This window comes from Empedobacter tilapiae, assembly GCF_004785645.1.
Lineage (GTDB): Bacteria > Bacteroidota > Bacteroidia > Flavobacteriales > Weeksellaceae > Empedobacter > Empedobacter tilapiae.
In genome coordinates, this window is record NZ_SRPE01000013.1 from 72237 (window position 1) to 93286 (window position 21050).

Here is a 21050-nt window from a genome sequence, read left to right on the forward strand (position 1 = left end):
ATTTATTTTTTATGATTTATTATTTTAAATTAAATCTTAATCCAGCATAATACATTTGTCCAAAAATTGGCGCATAAACAATAGAACTATCGAAATTTGAACCAAATGGATTATCAGCTCCTAAAATTACACGATGTTGCTGATAATTCGTTACATTTTCTCCTCCAACATATACTTCGAAACGTTTTGAAAAAACACGTGTAATCTGGAAATTAATTGTTCCAAATGGATTCGAATATTCATTCAATTGATTTTCTGGTAAATTATCCGATGTATTTGGTAAACGCTGTTTTCCAATCCAATTATATGTTACATCAAAACGCCAATTTCTTCCATTTCTTTCATGTGTTTCATATTCAAGATTTGTAAAGAAACGATGCTTCGCTTGCAATGGACGTTCTAATTTTCCGTTTTCATAATCGGTTGCTATATCATAATATTTATATGATGCTCTAATTTTGAAATGCGTAAATGGATTATAATTAAAATCGAATTGGAACGAATTTGCATAAGAATCACCTTCTAAATTATAAAATCTCACTTGACGAGCCGAATAATCAATATCCGTTACAATTTGATTTTGAAAATCTGTTCGATAAAAATCTGCTGTAACATCAGCATTTTTTCCAAATAATTTGAATTCTTGTGTTACGCTAAATCCATAATTCCATGCAATTTCTGGATCTAAACCATATGTTTTTCCATTTCCATCGCCCAAAATATTAAATTGTCTTGAAGAAGCAAATAAATTCTGATTTTCTGCAAATATATTATTGATTCGTTTTCCACGACCAACCGACGCTTTTATTGTTGTTCCTTTTACAGGTGTATAACGCGTATGCAAACGAGGTGTTAAGAAAAATCCCATTCGATTATGATAATCTCCACGAAGTCCAGCAATCATATTGAAATTCTTCATATTATCAAACGTATATTCGAAAAATGCTCCTGCAGAATTATCAATTCGATCATAATTCGCATCAGTCGGAAGTGCTACAAATTCCTTGAATTTATCGTACGTAAAACTCGCTCCTGTAGAGAATTTATTTTTTGTATTGCTAATAATCGAACTAAAAATATAGTTGGAATAAAAACTTTGTTGCTCAATATCATATTGATTCAATCCAAAGTAAGAATCTTGTTTATGATAACTAAACGCCGTTTGCAATCCCATACTTTGATAAGGCATTTCAGGAAAAACATAACCAATTTTTGATGAAATATCTACACGATTTGTATTGATTTCTGATCCCCAATAATTTGTTGTTAATTTGTCTCGATCTTTATCAAAATCAACTTGTCCTGCTTGTTTTGTATCATTCAAATATCTTGCAGATAAAAATCCAACCCAACCTTTTTCTAAGTTTTGATATTGCCAACGATTCATCACATTAACTTGATGTCCAAGCGGATTATCTAAAAACCCATCATCGTTCATATCATTCTTCGAAACGCGTGCATTTCCATGCATAAACAAAGAAGTACTCCATTTATCATTCAATTTTTTGTTCAAATGCACATTCCCTTCGAAGCGCGAATCTGTAGAACCATAAAGATTCACAAACAACGGAATATCATTTGAAGGTTTGATTAATTCTGTATTAATCTGCCCAGAAATACTTTCATAACCATTAATCACCGTTCCCGCACCTTTCGTCACCTGAATACTTTCTACCCAAGTTCCTGGCGTAAAACTAAGCCCAAAAGCTTGCGAAGCTCCACGAACATTTGGTATATTTTCTTCTGCAATCAAAATATAAGGAGAGGTTAAACCCAACATTTTAATTTGCTTATTTCCCGTTACAGCATCCGAAAAATTGACATCAATAGAAGGATTTGTTTCAAAAGATTCGGCTAAATTACAACAAGCTGCTTTCAACAATTCCTTTCCTGTCATTGTCGTCATATTGGTTGCAAACTTCGATTTTTTAAGCGAACTACTTGTATCACGAACCACAACTTCATTCAACGAAGTATCCCCAAAATGATCTTTTACATTAATTGTAATGTTTTGAAATTCGTCTTTTAATTCCTTAAAAGTTGTCGTTTCATTGTCATAAAAAACACCTAAGATTGAAGTTGGTTGATAATTTTCGATCTCAAAATTTCCTTTATCATCTGTGATAACAGAAATATCTGACGATTGCCAAAACACTTCTGCTCCAATGATTGGTTGTTGATTTTGATCTGTAATTTTCCCCTTTAATGTAGATTGCGCGTAAGATAACGCAGCACTTAGTATAAATACTGAAGTGAATATTTTTTTCATTTTTACGATTTAAGGCATTATGCCTATTTATTATTGTGTACTTGTTGATTAAATTTTCATCAAATACTTTAATATTCAAATAATAGCGTATCTATTTCTGATTGATTTAATCAAAAACAAACAGTTATTAAGCTTCGTAAAATGTTAACTGAGAATAGAGTATATAATTTGGAGGTGCATTTGAAGCTACATAAAAATCAAGAAAATTTGATTGATTGCTCATCTCTTCATCTTGAATCGGAATTCTAATTTGAAGAATTTCAGAAGCTATAAAACTAATCGGAACAAGTTTCTGTATTTTGACAGTTTGCTTTTCTACAAACTTATCCGAATACGAAATATCCTTACAACAATCGTCTTTTTTAGTTTTATTATTTTCTGGTAATTCGCAATGTTTTTTTTCTGTTTTTGGAAGGCAACACGAAGTAGAAACTTCCATTTCGTGCGAATTATTATCCAAATGATTCAACTTCACTTGCTCAACCACTCCTTGACAAAAGTGCATAGAAAATGCGTAGCTAAGATTTGAAAAAATCAAAACCACCGACAAAACATACTTTATGTACTGTTGCATTTTCATATTGGACAAAAATAAACAAAAAATTCAAATCAAAACAAACTGAAATTTATATCATTTTCCAAGTTTATTATAGAATTTTCAGTTTCATCACTTATCTTTTTGCCTGTTTATTGGTCGGAATATTAATAATTCCAGAACCATTTACTAACGATTTATTATTCTCGTTAACAACTTTCAAAACGACTTCAAAATCTTGCCAATCTATTCCTTTCAAAGTCACTAAACCTGTTGCCTTATCAATCGATTTTATTTTAAATCCTTTATCAGGAAAATCTTGTCCATCGACAATCGGATCAAAATCCAACCCAACTTCTGGCTCAACTTTATAAGCAGAATCTTGCACAAATTTATATCGATCTTTAAAACTTTGTGTTAACAATTCGTTTTTGTTAATATATTCATCTTCATTTACTTTACCAATTGTATCCATGATATAATCGACATAATTATTCATAAAATCAAGTGCAACATTATAATTAACATCTGATTCTTTAACCGAATCTTTTACTTTATTTTCAACTTTATTTTCCGTTGATGAATTATGTGAATTACAACTTGTAACAAAACTTAATAACAGAATAGAAAGAATAAACTTTTTCATATGGTTATCATTTTTAATGATTTAAAAGTATGTTTTTTTTATTGAAATTGAAATAATCCGACTAATAAAATCAATCATTCCACTAATAATCTTAACAAAAAAATAGAATAAGTGATTAAAGCCTTACGATTTTATCAAAATATACCTCAATAGTCATCAAAAATCACTAAAATTGCACTTTAAATAAGAACACACAATTAATTATGTCAGAAGATATTTTCAAGAAAGTAGTTTCTCATGCGAAAGAATATGGTTTCATTTTTCAATCGAGTGAGATTTATGATGGATTATCAGCCGTTTACGATTATGGTCAAAACGGAGCTGAGCTAAAAAATAACATCAAACAATATTGGTGGAAAGCAATGGTACAAATGCACGAAAATATTGTCGGCATTGATTCTGCTATTTTTATGCACCCTACTACTTGGAAAGCTTCGGGCCACGTTGATGCGTTTAATGATCCTTTGATTGATAACAAAGATTCTAAAAAACGTTATCGTGCCGATGTTTTAATTGAAGATCATTGTGCGAAAATTGAAGGTAAAATCGAGAAAGAAGTTGCAAAAGCTGCAAAACGTTTCGGTGATGCTTTTGATAAAGATCAATTTGTTGCGACAAATCCTCGTGTTGTAGAATATCAAAATCAAATCAATACAATTTTAGCGCGCATGGGAAAATCTTTGGAAAACGAAGATTTAGACGATGTAAAAGCTTTGATTGAAGAATTAGAAATTGCTGATCCTGTAACGGGTTCTAAAAACTGGACAGAAGTTCGTCAATTCAATTTAATGTTCGGAACAAAATTAGGAGCAACAGCTGATCAAGCAATGGATTTATATTTGCGCCCAGAAACTGCTCAAGGTATTTTCTTAAATTACTTAAACGTACAAAAATCTGGACGTATGAAATTACCTTTCGGAATTGCTCAAATTGGTAAAGCTTTCCGTAATGAGATTGTTGCACGTCAATTTATTTTCCGTCAACGTGAGTTTGAACAAATGGAAATGCAATTTTTCGTAAAACCAGGAACTGAGTTAGATTGGTACGAAAAATGGAAAGAAACGCGTTTACGTTGGCACCAAACATTAGGTTTAGGAAATGATAATTATCGTTTCCACGACCACGAAAAATTAGCGCACTATGCAAATGCTGCTGCTGATATTGAGTTTAAATTCCCATTCGGATTCAAAGAATTAGAAGGAATTCACTCACGTACAGATTTCGATTTGAAAGCACACGAACAACATTCAGGTAAAAAAATTCAATATTTCGATAATGAAACAAACGAATCGTACACACCTTACGTGGTAGAAACTTCTGTAGGTTTGGATCGTATGTTCTTAGCAGTTTTCTCAAATTCATTGAAAGAAGAAGTTTTAGAAGATGGATCAGAACGTGTTGTATTGTCTTTACCAGCTGCATTAGCGCCAATTAAAGCTGCTGTTTTACCATTGGTAAAGAAAGATGGTTTACCAGAATTAGCGAAAGAAATTTTGAAGAAATTACGTTTAGATTACAACGTAATGTACGAAGAAAAAGATACTATCGGGAAACGTTACCGTCGTATGGATGCCATTGGAACTCCTTTCTGTATCACAGTTGACCACGATTCATTAAACGATAATTCTGTTACTTTACGTTACCGTGATACAATGGAACAAAAACGTGTTAATATTGATGAGTTAGCTCAAATTATTGACAAAGAAGTAAACATGAAATATCTTTTTGAACAATTATAAAAAAGAATGTTTTTTCAATATAATAATACTAAAGCTCAGAAATTTCTGAGCTTTTTTTATTTTTATTAAAATTTTTAACAATTTGGCAAAGCTTTTGATTTTAATTGCAAATATTAATCTAAAAACACAAATTATGGGCTTTATTATTAATCTTTTGGTATCAGCATTAGTTGTTTTCGGACTTGCTAACATTTTACCTGGAGTATCTGTGAAAGGATATGGTTCTGCGATTATCGTTGCACTTGTTATTGGACTTTTAAACGCAGTTGTAAAACCAGTATTAAACTTTATTAGTTTACCTGTAACAATCTTAACATTAGGATTATTTTCTTTTGTGATTACAGCAATTATTATCTTATTAGCAAGCGCAATTATGGGAGATAGTTTCCATGTTGACGGATTTTGGTATGCATTATTATTCGGTATTGTATTAGCTATTGTCAACTCTTTAGTTGGAGGAATGATGGGAGATTAATTTTCACAAATTACTACATATAAAAAGCTGTCCAATTTGGACAGCTTTTGTATTTTATAAAGGTTTATTGAGGATAAAATTTTATTTGCTCAAAAATATAATTATCATGTTTTTTTAAGAAGATCAACCAATTGTTTCAATTCTAACTCTTCCCACTTATTCTGAAACATTTCATCATGAATTAACACAACTATATTATTTTTTGTAAATGTTTTATTTGATTCTAATTGATTAACAATTTATTTATAAATCACTTGAACAGATTGCACTGGTGTTCCATCTTTAGTATAATGCGCCCATTCCAAATCCCAACCAATAACCTTATAACCCAACTTTGCTAAACCATCAGCCGTTTGTACACCTAGAAGCTCCATCATTCTTCAATTTTCCGTCCAATCCCCACATGTTTCTTCCTGGTAAACGAACAATTTTATCTTGTAATTTTAATGCCGATTGATTTTTCAAAATATCTTCAACCGACGTTTGCTCGTTACTATAAAACTTTTTGTATTGATCATTTGCATGCGTCCAACTATGGTTATATTCTTCGATGTACGGATTATCTTCATAATATTTAAAATAATCCAGTCATTGTTTTATTTTATATATTTTTCTAACGCTTTTTCTAATCGTGTTTTGATTCTTTTTTTCACTAATCTTGGAGCAAGAATTTCTATTTCCTCTCCAAAACCTAAAAGCTCTCGTTCCAACTCAAAATTATGAACAACTTCAATCAAAAATAAAGTTCCTTCATCCGTCACTTCCAACACTTTTTGCGTCGCATGAATTGGTTTTGTCAACACATAAGGCGCCAATTTTTTATTCACACGAAAAACAACACGCTGCTCTCTTTCTTTCACACTTTTCGTTACACCAATCGCATTGTTGTAATACGTATCAAAATTAATTTCTTGCTCATCGACAAATGGTTCATTTGCTAACTCATAGAATTCAACTATTCTATCCAAAGCGAGTGTATACAAATTTTTATCTTTTCTCGATTTTGCCAATAAAAACCAACGATTACGATATTCTTTCAACAAATACGGATAATAAACTTGTTGTTTTGGCTCTTGATTTTTTGCCTTGAATGATTGATACGAAATCAACAAAGGTTGCTTCTTCACAATTGCTTGATACAACCGATTCAAATGCTCCAAACCTTTTAATAAAGGATTTTCCTCAAACTGAATATAATTTGGTTGTTGATGAGTTTGTTTGGATAAATTATTTTCGAGACGCGTAATAATCTCATTCATATCATCAAAATAATTAAAACCATTCAATTGTTTCATCACCGAAATCACTTCTTTCATTTTATCTAAATCTGCAGACGAAACAGGCGAATTATGAATCGAATAATCATGATCTTCATATTCATAAAACTTTTTTTCTCGAACAACAATTGGCGCATTATAACCCAATTTATCACTACGCATCACTTGTATATCGCCCTGAATTGTACGTTTCGAAACGCCAGAAGTTATTCCTTCATATTCATACAATGCTTCCGAAACTTTTTCTATCAAATCTTCTAATGTCCATTTTCTGAAATGATTTTGAAGACATTTATCAATCGTTTGATAACGAATTAATGCAATTTTATTGGTTGCCATGGTTGATTTCTTTATTCAATACTACAAATTTCAATTCAAAGTACGCAATCTATTTGCGTAGAAATTTTTATTTCAAATTTTATTCAAAATATTTTCAATATAAAACCCTCTATTCATCATCCTTTACAAATTATTTTAAAAAAATATTCTATTACGCAATTCATTCGCACACTTCTACTCCAACTTTGTCAAAGGTTTAACAACCAAAACGATTTTAATTGTTCCTTGATAAATGTTTCAGTATAGCATTGTAGTAGAAAATGTTTCATCACTTCTATTCTGAATAATTAAAATCTCCAGCGGATGGGTCGTGGGTTCGATTCCTACTTTCAGGAAACTAAAATAGCTCAGTGGGTAGAGCAATTCACACAGACTTTTAATCTGTATTTATCGCCCGAAAGGGCACCATTGGAAACAAAAAGCTAAAAAGTTTTCTTTTCGAATAGAGAATTTATTTCGTAGAGATGAATTTGAAATAAGATTAAAAACTTGCTTAAAACCTGATTTTGAAACTTTAGTTGATGATTGATTTCAAAAGTTTAAACTAAATATCAAGTCAAAATGATTTGATAAAAATTGTAAAAACAAGAAATCAGAATAAGCTGCTCAAACTTCAAATTCCGTTTTGAAAAAGGAAAATGATTTAGCTTTTTTAATTAAAAAATTTAGAAAAAGATTCTTCTACAAAGGAGAAATATATAAAATAGTAAAAACCTATAAAAAATAATAAAATGAAAAAATTAGCAATTAACAACCAAGAAATTGGAATCTATATCAAAAACAACGAAATCGAAAAAGTTTACACAAAAGGAAACTATTGGATTTTGTTCAATAAAAACATCGAAAAATTAAACATCAACGAAATAATTGATGAAAAATATCACACACTGTTTTTAGAAAATGAAACATTGAAATCAATGATAGATTTTATCGAAGTATTACATAACGAAGTGTTGATTATTTACAAAAACAATCAATCATACGATTCATTTTACAATAAAAACGTGATGATTTGGAAGAATTCGACTCAATTAAAAGCTGTAAAGTTTGATTTGAATTCTACTGAAGAAATTAACAATTTAACAAAAAGAGAGATTGATATTTTGAGAAAAGCTGGTGCAATTCGTATAATTTCTGTTGCACCATATTTCGAAGGAATTTTGTTCAAAGACAATGAATTTAATTCAGTTTTAAAAGCTGGTGAATACCAATTTTACAACAACGAAACAAAAATTTCAATGGTTTCTTTTGATATGCGTCCGCAAACAATTGAAATTTCTGGACAAGAAATTTTAACAAAAGATAAAGCGCAATTGCGAATCAATTTTATGGTAAATTATCAAATTACTGATTTGTTAAATGTTTATCAAGCGAACAAAGATTTCGAAAAAATGATTTATCAAGCGATTCAATTAGGTTTGAGAGAATTTATTGGAAACATGAATTTTGATGATTTAATGTCGGATAAAAATTCGGTAACGAATTATATCATTCAAAAATATCAAACTCAATTCCAAGAAATTGGTCTGAAATTGATTGATGCAGGTATGAAAGACATTATTCTTCCTGGAGAAATAAGAGAAATTATGAACCGCGTTTTGATTGCCGAAAAAACAGCTCAAGCCAATTCGATTACGCGTCGTGAGGAAACTGCTTCGACAAGAAGTTTATTGAACACTGCGAAATTGATGGAAGAAAACGAAACGTTATGGAAGTTAAAAGAAATGGAATACATCGAAAAAATTGCCGATAAAGTGGGAGAAATCTCAATTTCTGGCGGATCGAATGTGTTAAATGAACTAAAAACAATGTTTACGAAATGAAACCAATCATTATAAATAAATTAAAAGAAATAGAAGATAAATATAACATCGAAATTCTTTTTGCTGTAGAATCTGGGAGCCGCGCTTGGGGCTTCCCTTCTACTGACAGCGATTACGATGTTCGATTTATTTACAAACGAAAAATTGAAGATTATCTAAAAATTGATCCAATTGATGATTTTATTGATTTAGAGATTGTAGATGAATTAGATTTTAAAGGTTGGGATATTCAAAAAGTTTTGCGCTTAATGTTGAAATCAAATTCGAGTATCAACGAATATTTACAATCTCCAATTCATTATATTTTTGATGAAATTTTCGAAAAAGAATTATTTGATTTAGCTGCTTCACAATTCAATTCTCAAAAAGTTGCCATGCATTATTTAGGAATTACAACAAAGCGAATAATTGAAATGAAACTTCAAGATGAAATTAAACTCAAAAGTTTGTTTTATGCTTTACGTTCAGTTCTTTCAGCGAAATGGATTGTAGAAAATAAAACAATTCCTCCGATGGAATTTGAAAAATTAAAATATTTAATCGGAAATAAAACAATCGAAAATCAAGTAGATAAATATCTTGCAATCAAAGCTAATGTTGATGAAAGTTTTAAAATTTCGAAGAATGATGAACTTTTCAATTGGTTAACTAATTTGAAAACTGAATTAAAAATTGAAGCCGAAAAATTGTCTAAAATTGGATTTGATAAAAATAAAATCAATACATTTTTCATTAAAACCATAACAAAATGAAACTAACAATAGAAGATCTAAAAAGTCAAAATTTAATTCTATTTGAATGTATAAGCGGAAGTAAAGCCTATAATTTGGCAACTAAAAATTCGGATACAGATATTCGTGGTGTTTTTTATTCACCAAAAAATGAATTTTATGGTTTCGAATATCAAGCACAAATAAGCAACGAAACCAATGATATTCTGTATTACGAAATCGGTCGATTTATTGAATTATTATTGAAAAATAATCCAAGTTGTTTAGAAATTTTAGCGACTCCAGAAGAATTTATCTTGTATAAATCGCCTTTGTTAGATGAATTAAATTACAATGATTTTATCACTTCAGAAGTTGAGAAAACATTTGTTGGATATGCATTGAGTCAAATTAAAAAAGCAAAAGGATTAAACAAGAAATTTCTAAATCCAATAGATGAAACTAGAAAAACAGTTCTTGATTTTTGTTATATTATTAATGATAACAAAACTATTTCTTTTATAGATTGGATGAGTTCAAATTCTTACAAACAAGCGTTTTGTGGATTAAGTAAAATCAATCATTCAAAAGATTTATTTGCGCTTTATTACAACGAAAAATTACATTATAAAGGAATCGTAAAAGATGAAAATAATGATGATATTCGCTTGAGTGAAATTCCAAAAAATGAAAAACCAATTGCCTATTTCATTTTCCTAAAAGACGAATATTCCACTTATTGCAAACAATACAAAGAATATTGGGATTGGATGAAATTGAGAAATGAAGAGCGTTACACAACAAATATTGCACATGAAAAAAATTACGATAGTAAAAATATGATGCACACGATTCGCCTATTAAAAGTTGCGAAAGAATTAGTGGAAACAGGAAATCTAAATGTAAAACGAACAGGAGATCGCGACGAATTATTAGCAATAAAAAACGGAGATTTTTCTTATGAAGAAGTAGTCGAGAAAGCTGAAAAATTACAACGAGAAATTGAAGAAAAGTCGAAACTAAATTTTCTTGTAACCGAAATAAACTCTTCGAAAGTGGAAGAATTTTTAATCAACCTTAGAACCAAATTATATGAAAACAACTGAACAACAAAATAAACCGATCAATGGAAACGATTTGATTGCCTTGGGTTATCCTGAAAACGAAATTTTAGGAATTGCCTTAAAAATCAACAAAAAAAGAAATGGTTACACAAAAGCCGAAATGCTTGATAAATATGCGCAAGTTTTGTCTTCGCCACAAGATTTTTTAGAAGATAAAATTTTCAAAACGCTTGCAAAAGGTTTTATTGATGGAATTCATTTACCTCTACAAGATGAAAACTTGATTGAATTGAATGAAAATCCAAACGATTTTAAAATTTATGGAGCAGAAAAAATTGAAGACGGCGCTTTAGAACAGATGAAAGTTGCGATGAAACTTCCTGTTACCGTTGCTGGCGCAATTATGCCTGATGCACATCAAGGTTATGGTTTGCCGATTGGTGGAGTTTTAGCTACGAAAAATGCGATTATTCCTTATGGTGTCGGCGTTGATATTGGATGTAGAATGGCTTTATCGATTTATGATTTACCTGCTTCTCATTATTTTGAGCATCATAATTCGTTAAAAGAAACTTTGGTAAAAAACACAAAGTTTGGTGCAGGACATGGTTTTCATGGTCAATACAAAGCTGAACATCAGATTTTGGATGATACAAAATTCGAGACGAATTCATTTATTCAAAATCTAAAAGATAAAGCGTGGTCACAATTGGGTTCTTCTGGTGGAGGAAATCATTTTGTAGAATTTGGTTTGATTGATTTCAAAGAAGATGATGAAAAATTAAACATTAAAAAAGGTTCATACTTGGCTTTATTAACGCATTCTGGATCGAGAGGTTTTGGCGCTACAATCGCTGGACATTATACCAAAATTGCAAAAGAAATTTGTAAACTTCCATACAAAGCGCAGAATTTAGCTTATTTGGATTTAGATTCAGCCGAAGGTCAAGAATATTGGATTGCGATGAATTTGGCTGGCGAATATGCTTCGGCTTGTCACGAAATTATTCATCAAAAAATTGCAAAATCTATCGGTGCAGAAGTTTTAGCGAAAGTAGAAAATCATCATAATTTTGCTTGGAAAGAAATTTACAATGGCGAAGAAGTAATTGTTCATCGAAAAGGTGCAACGCCAGCTTCTAAGGATATAATGGGAATTATTCCAGGTTCTATGACTGCGCCAGGATTTTTGGTTCGAGGTAAAGGTGAAGAAAATTCTATTAATTCTGCATCGCATGGCGCCGGTCGTCAAATGAGCCGAACACAAGCGATTAAATCATTATCTCAAAATAAGATCAACGATTATTTAAATGATTTTGGAATTACATTAATCGGTGGTGGAAAAGATGAAGCACCGATGGCATACAAAGATATTCACGAAGTAATGGCTGCACAACAAGATTTGGTAGATATTGTGGCAACTTTTACACCTAAAATGGTTAGAATGGCCGATGACGGATCGAGAGAAGATTAAAAAAATGCCTGAACAATTGTTCAGGCATTTTATATATTATAGATTAAATCCAATCTTTTGGATGTTTCAAAACATCGACTAATTTATATTCTTCCGAACCTTCTTCTGGCTGATGATTATAGTGCCATTGTACATGTTTCGGCAAACTCATCAAAATAGATTCTATTCGTCCATTGGTTTTCAAACCAAACAAAGTTCCTCTGTCATGAATTAAATTAAACTCCACATAACGACCACGTCTAATTTCTTGCCATTCCTTTTGTTCAGCAGAAAATTCATCATTTTTGTGTTTTTCAACAATCGGAATATACGCCTTCAAAAATGAGTTTCCTACTTCTGTTACGAAATCATACCATTGTTCAACTGTTTTTTCTGAAGTTGGTTTCAAGTAATCAAAGAACAAACCTCCTATTCCACGCGCTTCTTCACGATGTGTATTCCAAAAATATTTATCACATTCTTCTTTATACTTCGGATAAAAAGCCGCATCATGCGCATCACAACTTTTTTTACAGATCGTATGCCAATGCATCACATCTTCTTCGTCCAAATAATATGGCGTCAAATCTTGCCCTCCTCCAAACCATTGATCGACGATATTTCCGTCTTGATCATACATTTCAAAATATCTCCAATTCGCATGAGTCGTCGGAATATGTGGACTTGATGGATGAATAACCAAACTCAATCCGCAAGCAAAAAATTTACCTGATGAAACATTTAACGCTTTTTGCATTGTTACTGGTAATTCTCCATAAACTTTCGAGATATTAACGCCAGCTTTCTCAAAAACAGCTCCGTCAGTTAAAACACATGAAAGACCTCCGCCGCCTTCTTTGCGTTCCCAATTATCTCGTAGAAATTTGGCTTTACCATCAACTTCTTCAAGTTTGGCAATAATTTTATTTTGTAAGTCTTGTATATATTGAAAAAATTGATCTTTCATCATAAATATTTTTGCAAATATAGAATGAAATCTCCTTGTGGTAAAATTAGGTTTGATCCAATAAAATAATTATCATTATTTTCGATTATTGGATTGGAATAGAATAATATTGAAATTTGATTATTATTAATCAAATTGTAAGAAAAATCAACACCATCCTCATAACCTAACGCTCTAATAAAATAAGATGTTTTCGATTGAAACCATTTCTTAGAAATATTTCCATCTATCGAAATAGTATTTATTAATTTAATACCATCAGAAAACCAATCTTCTATATTATAATTTCTATTTTCATAGGTTACTATATAATTCTCAATTCCAGTATTATCAAAATCAATTAATTCGATAGAAATTATTTTTTTCCTTTATATGTATCAATTAATTGATTTGGTAAACTATCAATAACTTTGGCTTGATTGAGAATATTGGTTAAAGATAAATTTGTCTTTGGTTTTATTTCTACAACTTTTTTACAATTCATAAAAGTTAAAGTGAACAATATTGCAATAATTAGTGTTTTCATTATATTTGGATTGTCTTTTCTGGATTTTTATTAACTGATGATTTTAGTCTTAATCAGGATAGTTTTTGATAATAATTCTTGTTTTATTTTCATTCTCTAAAAAGATTATTTCAGATTCTCCTCCTTCAAAACTTAAATTAATTTGAAGTTTATCATTTTCAAAATTGTAAGAAAGATCAACATTTTGAATATTATATTTCATATTAGATTTTGGGAGTATAGTTTTTAAATACTGCACTTCGTTAATTTTACTCTCTTTAATAAAAAAAATGTAAGCTTCATTAAGCTTTTTAGAAATAATACAATTTGTAGTAAATCCTGATTCAAGATTTCCTTCTTCTTTTTCACAGGCTATTTTATTGTTTACTGAATTATTATTTTCTTGTTGTTGATTCTTTGATATAATTTCTTGATCTAAAGATGTTTTATTGTTATTTAATTCTTTTTTATTATTTCCAGCATTGCAAGAGATAATAAAGAATAAACAGATATAGTTTAATATATTTTTCATTAATATTGAGTCCAATGATGAGTTATAATAAAATCACGAACATACTCTTCCAACTTTGGTAAACCATAATAGTTGTTTTCTTGCCAATAAGAACCTGATCCAAGTAATTTTTCTGGTTTTTCTCCATACCATTCATCAAATTTATCATTCAAATATTTTTTACGTAATGGATAGGTTGTATTAAAAACAAATCCTTTTATTTTAGCAAATTCTTCATGACTCCAACCTAAATCTTCTCTATTTTTCTGTACATAATTTTCTAAAGCAAATAAATATGTGCTATTTTCTCGATTAGTGTTTTTTGAGATATAATCTAATATTTCTGTATTGATTTTTAAACTGTCATTTTTGTCTTTTGTAAAAGTCAAATGATTAATAATATTTTCAGGAGTTGAAACATTTTCTTGCATTAGATAATTAATAAATTCTTTTTCGCTTTCAAATTTTTTTAATTTTTCTTTATCTGATATAATAAATGATTCTTCCTTTTGAAAACGATTGTTTTTTAAAACTCTAATAAATATCTTATTTGATTGTTTTTCTACTTTAAAATCGACTTCTTTGGATTTTCTATCAACTTCTATGTTTGGATAATCGACATAAAAAGTACCAATCTCATACAAATTCTCTTTATCAAAATAATATACATAAAATATTCCAGCATAATAATCATTACCTTCTACTATTAGAATTTTTTCATCATTATTCTTATATAAATAACAAATAGTATTTGCAGATTCAAGAAATGAATTTGATAAAAAAATCATTTTATTACTTAGTTTTATATATTGATTACTATCAAATTGTTCTATAAATAAAGATGAGGTATCTGAAAAAGTAAATAAAGAGTTATCTTGAAAAGAGTTTATAGTTTCAACTCTTTTAAAAATATTTTTATCTTCTTTTTTTTCAGTTGTATTAGATTCCAATTTTTTTTGAGAAGTACCTTTACATGATAAAAACAAAATACTAAGTATTATTAATATATTTTTCATTAATATTGAGTTCAATGATGGGTTATAATAAAATCACGAACATATTCTTCTAATTTTGGTAAACCATAATAGTTGTTTTTTTTCCAGAAATCAGAATCTCCTATATAATTTTCAGGTTTTCCACCATACCATTCTTCAAACTTATCAGACCAATATTTTTTTCGTAAAGGATAACTTGTATTAAATATATAAGCTCTAATTTCTGATATTTCTTTTATTGTCCAATTGTTTCTATAAAGATATCCATAATCTTCTAGAGCAATTAAATAACCACTATTTTTTATAGTTGTATTTTCTGATATGTAATCTAATATTTTGGTATTTATTTGTAAACTATCATTTTTATCTCTCGTGAATATTAAATTGTCTACAACTTTTTTTGGAGATGAAATACTTTCTCGCATTACAAAAGAAATATCTTGTTTATTAGGCGACTTTAATAGAATATTTTTATAATCTTCTTCAAAAGTTACTAAATCAATTTTGCTTAACTCTCCATTTTTATTGAATAAAGTATACCATTTTTCTTGTAAAAGCTGTACAATAATTGTTTTTTTATCGTTCTTATAAGCTACAATATCATCGCTTTTAGCATTTTTGTATTTTATTTTTAACGAATCTAAAAATTGATGTGCATTTGCACTATAAAAATTTGCATCATCTGCAATTGTATAAAAGTTTTCTTCACCTATTCTTTTTTTCATTTCATCATAATTATTTGATGAAGGAATTATAAATAAAACTTGATTATTTTCAATAAAAATAGTATCCTTTATCTCGATAGAAACTACTTCATTTGTTGATATTTTAGATTCTTTATATTTACAAGAAACAAAGAGTCCATTTAGTAATAAGATTAGTATTATATTTTTCATAAAATTTTTATTGTTTAATTTCTATATGATAACAATTGTTTTCAACAAGTACTTTAGTAACTTTTTTTGTAATTTCTCGTTTAAAATCTTTAGGATTTGATAATCCTGCTATTGAGACGTCAAATACATTCATAATAGAAGGATCTACACAATGCTTAGAAACAGTTGTTGATCCTAATTCTTTAATTTTAGCTTCCATTTCTTTAATAATGCCTTCTTTCGCTTTTCCTTTAGATTTTGCAAATTCATAAGAATCTAAAACTTTTTGTCCAGAAGCTGCATATGTTTTTCTTTGCTCTTTCATACCATTTAAAATTATATTTTCATACATAACTCTTGCTTGATTGTATGGATCTCTCGCGGTACTAATAATTGTTATTGAATAATTTTTTGTTAATTCACCTATCTCTTTTAATAAATTTAAAGATTTTTCATTAACAACTTTTTGCTCTGCATTTTTACCAAATTTTATAATTACTTTAGAAGAAATTGGTTTTACAGGAATATCCTTGTTAATATTTTTACAACTATCTACCAAAAATGTAACTTTTGTTATTTGATAATGACTTCTTCTTTCAGTTTTCGAAGTGGTGTATTTATTAATAATATTAGTTACTAAATCTACAACATCGTTATCTGGCATAGTTCCTGTTTTATCAGCTTGTACAAACATATCGTCTTTGTACCAATCTGCCATTCCTGTAAGTGTAGCTTCTGTTACAGACATATAGCCTTCGTCTATACTTATAGCTTTATTAGGACTATCATATTTTTTGAAAATATTTACATTCTCATCAGAAGCAAATTTATCTATTCGTTTTTGGATGGCTTCATAATTACTACGACCTGTTATTTGTAATAAACCACGTCCTCTAAAATTCCATCCATCATTTTTTCCTGTATTCCTAAAATTTTTCCCTGTATCATATTGGTAACCATAAGCGTAATTAGCTAATACAATTTGATTTGCTTCAGGGACTGCAGCTCCAGATGTTTCTTTCCTTCCATAAGTTTGCGCAATTCTTTTCCTTCTTCAGTTTCAAAAGCTTTTAAACTAATTGCTAAATTATCTTTATAATAATTAAAGCTTTCTCCACGAACTCCTGATTCCAAATCTGAGCTTACTTCTTGTATTGATTGAGCAAAGAAATGCGCTTTCCGAGCACGAGTGTCTAATTTATAGTGCTTCTTGTACGTATTAAATATTTCGGCTAATTCAGTTAAGATATTTAAATCTTTTTATCTATTTCTTAATTCTATCAAAAAATCATAAGTAACGTCTTCAAATTTTATTTCTCCAAAATCTTTAGTAGTAAAATGTTTAGTTGGAATTATTTTATCATGGTCACTTTTATCAAAATACTCTTCAGAATATTTTGATAAAACAAATTGATTATTAATATATTTGAAAGTGATATAGTAATTAAATAATATAGAATTATCAGAGCAAGATTGTCCTTCAATTGTAAAATAATTATTCTTTACTTTTACATCAGAAAATCCTTCTGAAACACAGTTATTATTATTATCAAAAATTAAACTTTCATTCTCATTATAAATCTTATAATTTTCTCCAGTTTTTTTTAATATTTGTACAGGAAGTTTAAAATGATTTTGCTCAAAATCATTATTCTTATTTAAATTTTGAAGAACAGCAATTTTATATTCTATGTTATTCAATTTAATATTATTTTCAAGAACAATATTAGTTTGCTTATTTTTACCATTTTCGATTGCACGATTCAGAGTCCCATTGGATTTAAAGGAATTAATTTGTATACTATACTTTAAATCTTTTTCTTTTAATGATAGATGATTTTGTTTATAGAAACTAGGAACATCATCGTATTTATGAGTATTTATTTCAAAACTACTCGTATAAAATTTTAAATCATTTGAGTTATTAATTTTTAGAAGTTCAAATGTCAAAAACTCTTCTGTTGTAGTAGGTAACAAAATAAAGAAATCAGTATTATCCTTAGATTCAAGTACTTTTATTAATGAAATAGCATCTTCAATCGATATATCATAGGTAAAATTGAATTGAGTGATAATTCTTTTATTATTAAATTCGATTATAGCTTCCTCTTTTTGTAAATCTAAAATTAGTTTTAAATTTTTTATTTTAGAATCCGAAATTTGATATTCAACTTCATTATTAGTTTCACGATTTTTTTCTATTTTAATATTAACTTCTTCATATAATAATGAATCAGATTTTGAAAAATTAACTTTGTTTTCTGTTGTTAAACTATTTTCTTGTTTTTTGCAATTAATAAAACTACTAATCATTAATACATTTATTATTGCAATTTTAAAACATAAGCTTAACTTACTTTTATAAATAATCTGACTCATCTTTATATGTGTCTTTTTGTCCATTAAATTCATAAATCTTTCCTTTTTTTGCGGTATTTTCTTGGTTTTTTCTTTGAGAATCAGACATAGTATTATAATTTTTAAAGTCTATAAAAAAGCCTGGATTTATACGGTTTTTTGTATTTAAGTTTCTTATTTCAAAGTGTAAGTGAGGAGCAGCGGTACCATCTTGTTTTTCTCCTTTATTAACTCCTGACACCCCTGTTTCTCCTATTGGTATATCAACATTATTAATTATCCATCCTTTTTTTACATATACTTTTCTTAAATGAGCATAATGTAGGACTATATCTTTATTTTTTGAAAAATCACCAATCATATCATACTCTAATTTAGGATATAGTAAGCTATATTTTTTATAATGTGATAAAAACGTTTCCTTATCTAAGACTTTTAAAAATAATTGCTTACCATATCCTCTTTCTGCATTGGTACTTGATCTTACTTCAACAACTTCACATTTTACGCACGCAAAAATATGTGTACCAGGATAAGCATAAAAATCTAACCCATAATGAGTAGATCCATCTCTAGTCTTTCCAAACAATCCCCAATGCTTTCCATAATCTCCACCACCACCACTTTGCATATATAATGTACATATAGGATTCTCTACTGGATCATGCCATTTTAAACTATCTATAGTATTAGTATTTTTAATTTCATCTCCATTACATTCTTTTACTTTGAAAATTTTGACAGTTTTCTTTAAATTTTCCCATCGATCATTTCTTGTAGGAGTATTACTATTAACTATATCTACAATATTATCTAAATTTATTCGCTCGATACCTTCGTCTGCCTTATTTTTACATCCATATTCTTTCCAATAAGCCATACTTGCTATTGTACCTTCTTTCATATTGTTAATGTTATTCGCATCTACAATAATATTAAATGAAGGCAAATCAGATTTTATTCTACTATTAATTTTAACATATTTATCTTTACCAGTAATTTGAATAATACCTCGTCCTCTATATTTCCATCCATCACCACTATAAAAATCACCATTACCTAAATCTTTTCTATTAGAATAAGCTACATTCGCAATAAATTCAGGTTCTGATTTTTGGAATTTCAAATGTGGTTTATTGTATTTTTCTTTCAATAAATTAATATTTTTTTGATCAATTCTACCATATTTAAAAGCTAATTCGTTTGGAGAACCATTTAATTTCTTTGTGGTACTAAAATTTGCAAAATGTATTGGGAGCTTTTCGACTGCATAATCTAAACTCTCGCCATTTTTAATGGTAATTTCAGGACCTATTTCCTGTAATACTTGTGCAAAAAAATGAGCTTTTTGTTGACATGAATTTAAACCAAAGTTTTTATTTGCTAAATTAAAAGCATTTAATAAAGCTGACTTTTCTTGTAGTGTAGCACTTGTAAATATTTCATCTAATTCTGTCAATGTCAAAATTTCGCATCTAGGACACTTCCCATTTGTAGATTCTTCTGGCGTATCAATATCATTATAAGAAGACATAGACCTTGCATTCTCAAAAATATCAGCAATAGATTGATATTGAGAAACCACAACAACTGGTGCTTTATTGTTAACCGATTGTTCTTCGTAAGTTGCTGTTACAAAAAATCCGATTGCTTTTATATTACCTATCATCAGATTCATAGACTCTGTTGGCGATAATAATTGCATCACATTAAACTGTGTTAATCCAATTCCTTTTTCATTAATATCAACTAATCTCGAATTCATCAAATTAGGTTCACTTTTATCTTCAGCATTCCAAACATGTACTTTCACTTGTTTGTTTACCATATTTATACATTCTACACGTACAGTTAACGAATTACCAATACCTGCTAAATCTACATTTTTTGCACCTTTATTGTAAATTACAACTTTCTTTATCTCAGCTTTACTTGACTTCTTCGTGGGATTAACAAAATAACTTGCAGCAAAACTTGCTTTATCTTTTTGTGTTAAAAGTTCTTTCTCTAGTTTATAGATATCCAAACGATACTCTACATTATAGCCAAAAGAATAAGGTACTGACTGTCCCGTTTTTGGAATATTATTCTTTGTAACATTAACAAAAGCACCGTTTTTGTATTTCTTAAAAATATACCATGCATAGGTCACTTTGTTCATATTACTCGTAAACAGAACTCCATTAAAATTGACTACCGAATACATTTCGGTAACACCTACAATTGGCTTTTTCTCTCCTATTATCTTCATAGTAAAACCGTTAATAATAATCTACATTTTGCTGAACAATTTGATCTTTAAACTCATCAAAATCAATCACGGGATTATAGATTTGTTGCTCAAAAGAACTCGCATTTTCTACATTTTTTTTACCAATTTCACTTTGCTGTCCATGTTTCAGAATCGTTATTTTTCCTCCAGTTGCGCACATTAATTCAGAAATTTCGGTCAAACAACTTTTATCCATCACTTTAATTTTATCACAAGCTTTTTGCCATTTACCCGCAG

At 28.9% G+C, this 21050-nt stretch carries 21 protein-coding genes; 6 read left to right on the top strand and 15 right to left on the bottom strand.

The genetic code is table 11. From position 1 onward, the window contains the following. Positions 1 to 19: 19 nt before the first annotated feature. The 3 genes from E4J94_RS15725 to E4J94_RS15735 form a co-directional block, all read right to left on the bottom strand. Positions 20 to 2269 (bottom strand): TonB-dependent receptor, encoded by a 2250-nt coding sequence (locus E4J94_RS15725; RefSeq protein WP_135836738.1) that lies wholly within the window; start codon positions 2267 to 2269, stop codon positions 20 to 22. Between the two features lie 127 nt (positions 2270 to 2396). Then, entirely contained in the window at positions 2397 to 2843 is a 447-nt protein-coding gene (locus tag E4J94_RS15730; protein WP_135836739.1) for an HYC_CC_PP family protein, read from the bottom strand. Between the two features lie 97 nt (positions 2844 to 2940). After that, on the bottom strand, positions 2941 to 3450 hold the full coding sequence (locus E4J94_RS15735; protein ID WP_135836740.1) for a hypothetical protein: 510 nt from the start codon (positions 3448 to 3450) through the stop codon (positions 2941 to 2943). A 203-nt stretch (positions 3451 to 3653) separates the two neighbouring features. Between E4J94_RS15735 and E4J94_RS15740 the strand changes: the two genes are divergently transcribed. Continuing rightward, positions 3654 to 5189 carry a glycine--tRNA ligase gene (locus E4J94_RS15740; protein ID WP_135836741.1) on the top strand — a complete coding sequence of 512 codons (1536 nt, stop codon included), beginning with the start codon at positions 3654 to 3656 and terminating at the stop codon, positions 5187 to 5189. A 133-nt stretch (positions 5190 to 5322) separates the two neighbouring features. Further along, the gene (locus E4J94_RS15745) at positions 5323 to 5664 is read left to right on the top strand and encodes a phage holin family protein (protein WP_135836756.1); all 342 of its coding nucleotides are present in this window, start codon (positions 5323 to 5325) and stop codon (positions 5662 to 5664) included. Positions 5665 to 5903: 239 nt separating this feature from the next. Here the strand turns inward: E4J94_RS15745 and E4J94_RS17660 are convergent, their stop codons facing one another. Both E4J94_RS17660 and E4J94_RS15750 read right to left on the bottom strand, forming a co-directional pair. After that, positions 5904 to 6041, bottom strand: coding sequence for a hypothetical protein (locus E4J94_RS17660; RefSeq protein ID WP_168801896.1), 138 nt, complete (start codon positions 6039 to 6041; stop codon positions 5904 to 5906). Between the two features lie 219 nt (positions 6042 to 6260). Then, entirely contained in the window at positions 6261 to 7280 is a 1020-nt protein-coding gene (locus tag E4J94_RS15750; RefSeq protein ID WP_135836742.1) for a helix-turn-helix transcriptional regulator, read from the bottom strand. A gap of 731 nt (positions 7281 to 8011) precedes the next feature. Here E4J94_RS15750 and E4J94_RS15755 point away from each other — a divergent pair. From E4J94_RS15755 to E4J94_RS15770, 4 genes are read left to right on the top strand one after another with little or no spacing between them, the layout of a single operon-like run. After that, a complete protein-coding gene (locus E4J94_RS15755; RefSeq protein WP_135836743.1) occupies positions 8012 to 9103 on the top strand; it encodes a slipin family protein in 1092 nt (363 codons plus the stop codon). Continuing rightward, a complete protein-coding gene (locus E4J94_RS15760; RefSeq protein WP_135836744.1) occupies positions 9100 to 9855 on the top strand; it encodes a nucleotidyltransferase domain-containing protein in 756 nt (251 codons plus the stop codon). Before E4J94_RS15755 ends, E4J94_RS15760 begins: the two co-directional genes overlap by 4 nt. Beyond that, positions 9852 to 10919: a DNA polymerase beta superfamily protein gene (locus E4J94_RS15765; protein ID WP_135836745.1), complete on the top strand. Its 1068-nt coding sequence runs from the start codon at positions 9852 to 9854 to the stop codon at positions 10917 to 10919. The genes E4J94_RS15760 and E4J94_RS15765 overlap by 4 nt, the downstream gene beginning before the upstream one ends. Further along, the gene (locus E4J94_RS15770) at positions 10906 to 12351 is read left to right on the top strand and encodes an RtcB family protein (RefSeq protein WP_135836746.1); all 1446 of its coding nucleotides are present in this window, start codon (positions 10906 to 10908) and stop codon (positions 12349 to 12351) included. Before E4J94_RS15765 ends, E4J94_RS15770 begins: the two co-directional genes overlap by 14 nt. Before the next feature lie 43 nt (positions 12352 to 12394). On the opposite strand, the gene hemF is transcribed toward E4J94_RS15770, so the two are convergent. From hemF to E4J94_RS15810, 10 genes are all read right to left on the bottom strand, one after another. Continuing rightward, complete coding sequence (gene hemF, locus E4J94_RS15775; protein ID WP_135836747.1) at positions 12395 to 13297, bottom strand: oxygen-dependent coproporphyrinogen oxidase; 903 nt, start codon at positions 13295 to 13297, stop codon at positions 12395 to 12397. A 355-nt stretch (positions 13298 to 13652) separates the two neighbouring features. After that, a complete protein-coding gene (locus tag E4J94_RS17665; RefSeq protein ID WP_168801897.1) occupies positions 13653 to 13823 on the bottom strand; it encodes a hypothetical protein in 171 nt (56 codons plus the stop codon). A gap of 49 nt (positions 13824 to 13872) precedes the next feature. Beyond that, entirely contained in the window at positions 13873 to 14334 is a 462-nt protein-coding gene (locus E4J94_RS15780; protein ID WP_135836748.1) for a hypothetical protein, read from the bottom strand. Beyond that, complete coding sequence (locus tag E4J94_RS15785; protein WP_135836749.1) at positions 14334 to 15329, bottom strand: hypothetical protein; 996 nt, start codon at positions 15327 to 15329, stop codon at positions 14334 to 14336. The genes E4J94_RS15780 and E4J94_RS15785 overlap by 1 nt, the downstream gene beginning before the upstream one ends. 11 nt (positions 15330 to 15340) lie before the next feature. Beyond that, positions 15341 to 16204 carry a hypothetical protein gene (locus E4J94_RS15790; protein ID WP_135836750.1) on the bottom strand — a complete coding sequence of 288 codons (864 nt, stop codon included), beginning with the start codon at positions 16202 to 16204 and terminating at the stop codon, positions 15341 to 15343. A gap of 7 nt (positions 16205 to 16211) precedes the next feature. Next, complete coding sequence (locus E4J94_RS15795) at positions 16212 to 16931, bottom strand: hypothetical protein (RefSeq protein WP_135836751.1); 720 nt, start codon at positions 16929 to 16931, stop codon at positions 16212 to 16214. 224 nt (positions 16932 to 17155) lie between these two features. Continuing rightward, positions 17156 to 17317, bottom strand: coding sequence for a hypothetical protein (locus tag E4J94_RS17670; protein WP_168801898.1), 162 nt, complete (start codon positions 17315 to 17317; stop codon positions 17156 to 17158). Positions 17318 to 17443: 126 nt separating this feature from the next. Next, entirely contained in the window at positions 17444 to 18562 is a 1119-nt protein-coding gene (locus E4J94_RS15800; RefSeq protein WP_135836752.1) for a hypothetical protein, read from the bottom strand. After that, a complete protein-coding gene (locus E4J94_RS15805; protein ID WP_135836753.1) occupies positions 18543 to 20792 on the bottom strand; it encodes a M23 family metallopeptidase in 2250 nt (749 codons plus the stop codon). Before E4J94_RS15805 ends, E4J94_RS15800 begins: the two co-directional genes overlap by 20 nt. A 10-nt stretch (positions 20793 to 20802) precedes the next feature. Then, a partial coding sequence (locus tag E4J94_RS15810) for a PAAR-like protein (protein WP_135836463.1) occupies positions 20803 to 21050 on the bottom strand: 248 nt, incomplete at its 5' end.

Excerpts from the sequence above, each read along its gene's own strand:
- hemF (WP_135836747.1), bottom strand. The coding sequence starts at position 13,297 with ATGAAAGATCAATTTTTTCAATATATACAAGACTTACAAAATAAAATT.
- E4J94_RS15765 (WP_135836745.1), top strand. The coding sequence starts at position 9,852 with ATGAAACTAACAATAGAAGATCTAAAAAGTCAAAATTTAATTCTATTT.
- E4J94_RS15785 (WP_135836749.1), bottom strand. The coding sequence starts at position 15,329 with ATGAAAAATATATTAATAATACTTAGTATTTTGTTTTTATCATGTAAA.
- E4J94_RS17665 (WP_168801897.1), bottom strand. The coding sequence starts at position 13,823 with ATGAAAACACTAATTATTGCAATATTGTTCACTTTAACTTTTATGAAT.
- E4J94_RS15730 (WP_135836739.1), bottom strand. The coding sequence starts at position 2,843 with ATGCAACAGTACATAAAGTATGTTTTGTCGGTGGTTTTGATTTTTTCA.
- E4J94_RS15735 (WP_135836740.1), bottom strand. The coding sequence starts at position 3,450 with ATGAAAAAGTTTATTCTTTCTATTCTGTTATTAAGTTTTGTTACAAGT.
- E4J94_RS15800 (WP_135836752.1), bottom strand. The coding sequence starts at position 18,562 with ATGAGTCAGATTATTTATAAAAGTAAGTTAAGCTTATGTTTTAAAATT.
- E4J94_RS15740 (WP_135836741.1), top strand. The coding sequence starts at position 3,654 with ATGTCAGAAGATATTTTCAAGAAAGTAGTTTCTCATGCGAAAGAATAT.
- E4J94_RS15790 (WP_135836750.1), bottom strand. The coding sequence starts at position 16,204 with ATGAAAAATATAATACTAATCTTATTACTAAATGGACTCTTTGTTTCT.
- E4J94_RS15760 (WP_135836744.1), top strand. The coding sequence starts at position 9,100 with ATGAAACCAATCATTATAAATAAATTAAAAGAAATAGAAGATAAATAT.
- E4J94_RS17660 (WP_168801896.1), bottom strand. The coding sequence starts at position 6,041 with ATGATGGAGCTTCTAGGTGTACAAACGGCTGATGGTTTAGCAAAGTTG.
- E4J94_RS15745 (WP_135836756.1), top strand. The coding sequence starts at position 5,323 with ATGGGCTTTATTATTAATCTTTTGGTATCAGCATTAGTTGTTTTCGGA.
- E4J94_RS15780 (WP_135836748.1), bottom strand. The coding sequence starts at position 14,334 with ATGAAAAATATATTAAACTATATCTGTTTATTCTTTATTATCTCTTGC.
- E4J94_RS15770 (WP_135836746.1), top strand. The coding sequence starts at position 10,906 with ATGAAAACAACTGAACAACAAAATAAACCGATCAATGGAAACGATTTG.
- E4J94_RS15725 (WP_135836738.1), bottom strand. The coding sequence starts at position 2,269 with ATGAAAAAAATATTCACTTCAGTATTTATACTAAGTGCTGCGTTATCT.
- E4J94_RS15805 (WP_135836753.1), bottom strand. The coding sequence starts at position 20,792 with ATGAAGATAATAGGAGAGAAAAAGCCAATTGTAGGTGTTACCGAAATG.
- E4J94_RS15750 (WP_135836742.1), bottom strand. The coding sequence starts at position 7,280 with ATGGCAACCAATAAAATTGCATTAATTCGTTATCAAACGATTGATAAA.
- E4J94_RS15795 (WP_135836751.1), bottom strand. The coding sequence starts at position 16,931 with ATGTCTGTAACAGAAGCTACACTTACAGGAATGGCAGATTGGTACAAA.
- E4J94_RS15755 (WP_135836743.1), top strand. The coding sequence starts at position 8,012 with ATGAAAAAATTAGCAATTAACAACCAAGAAATTGGAATCTATATCAAA.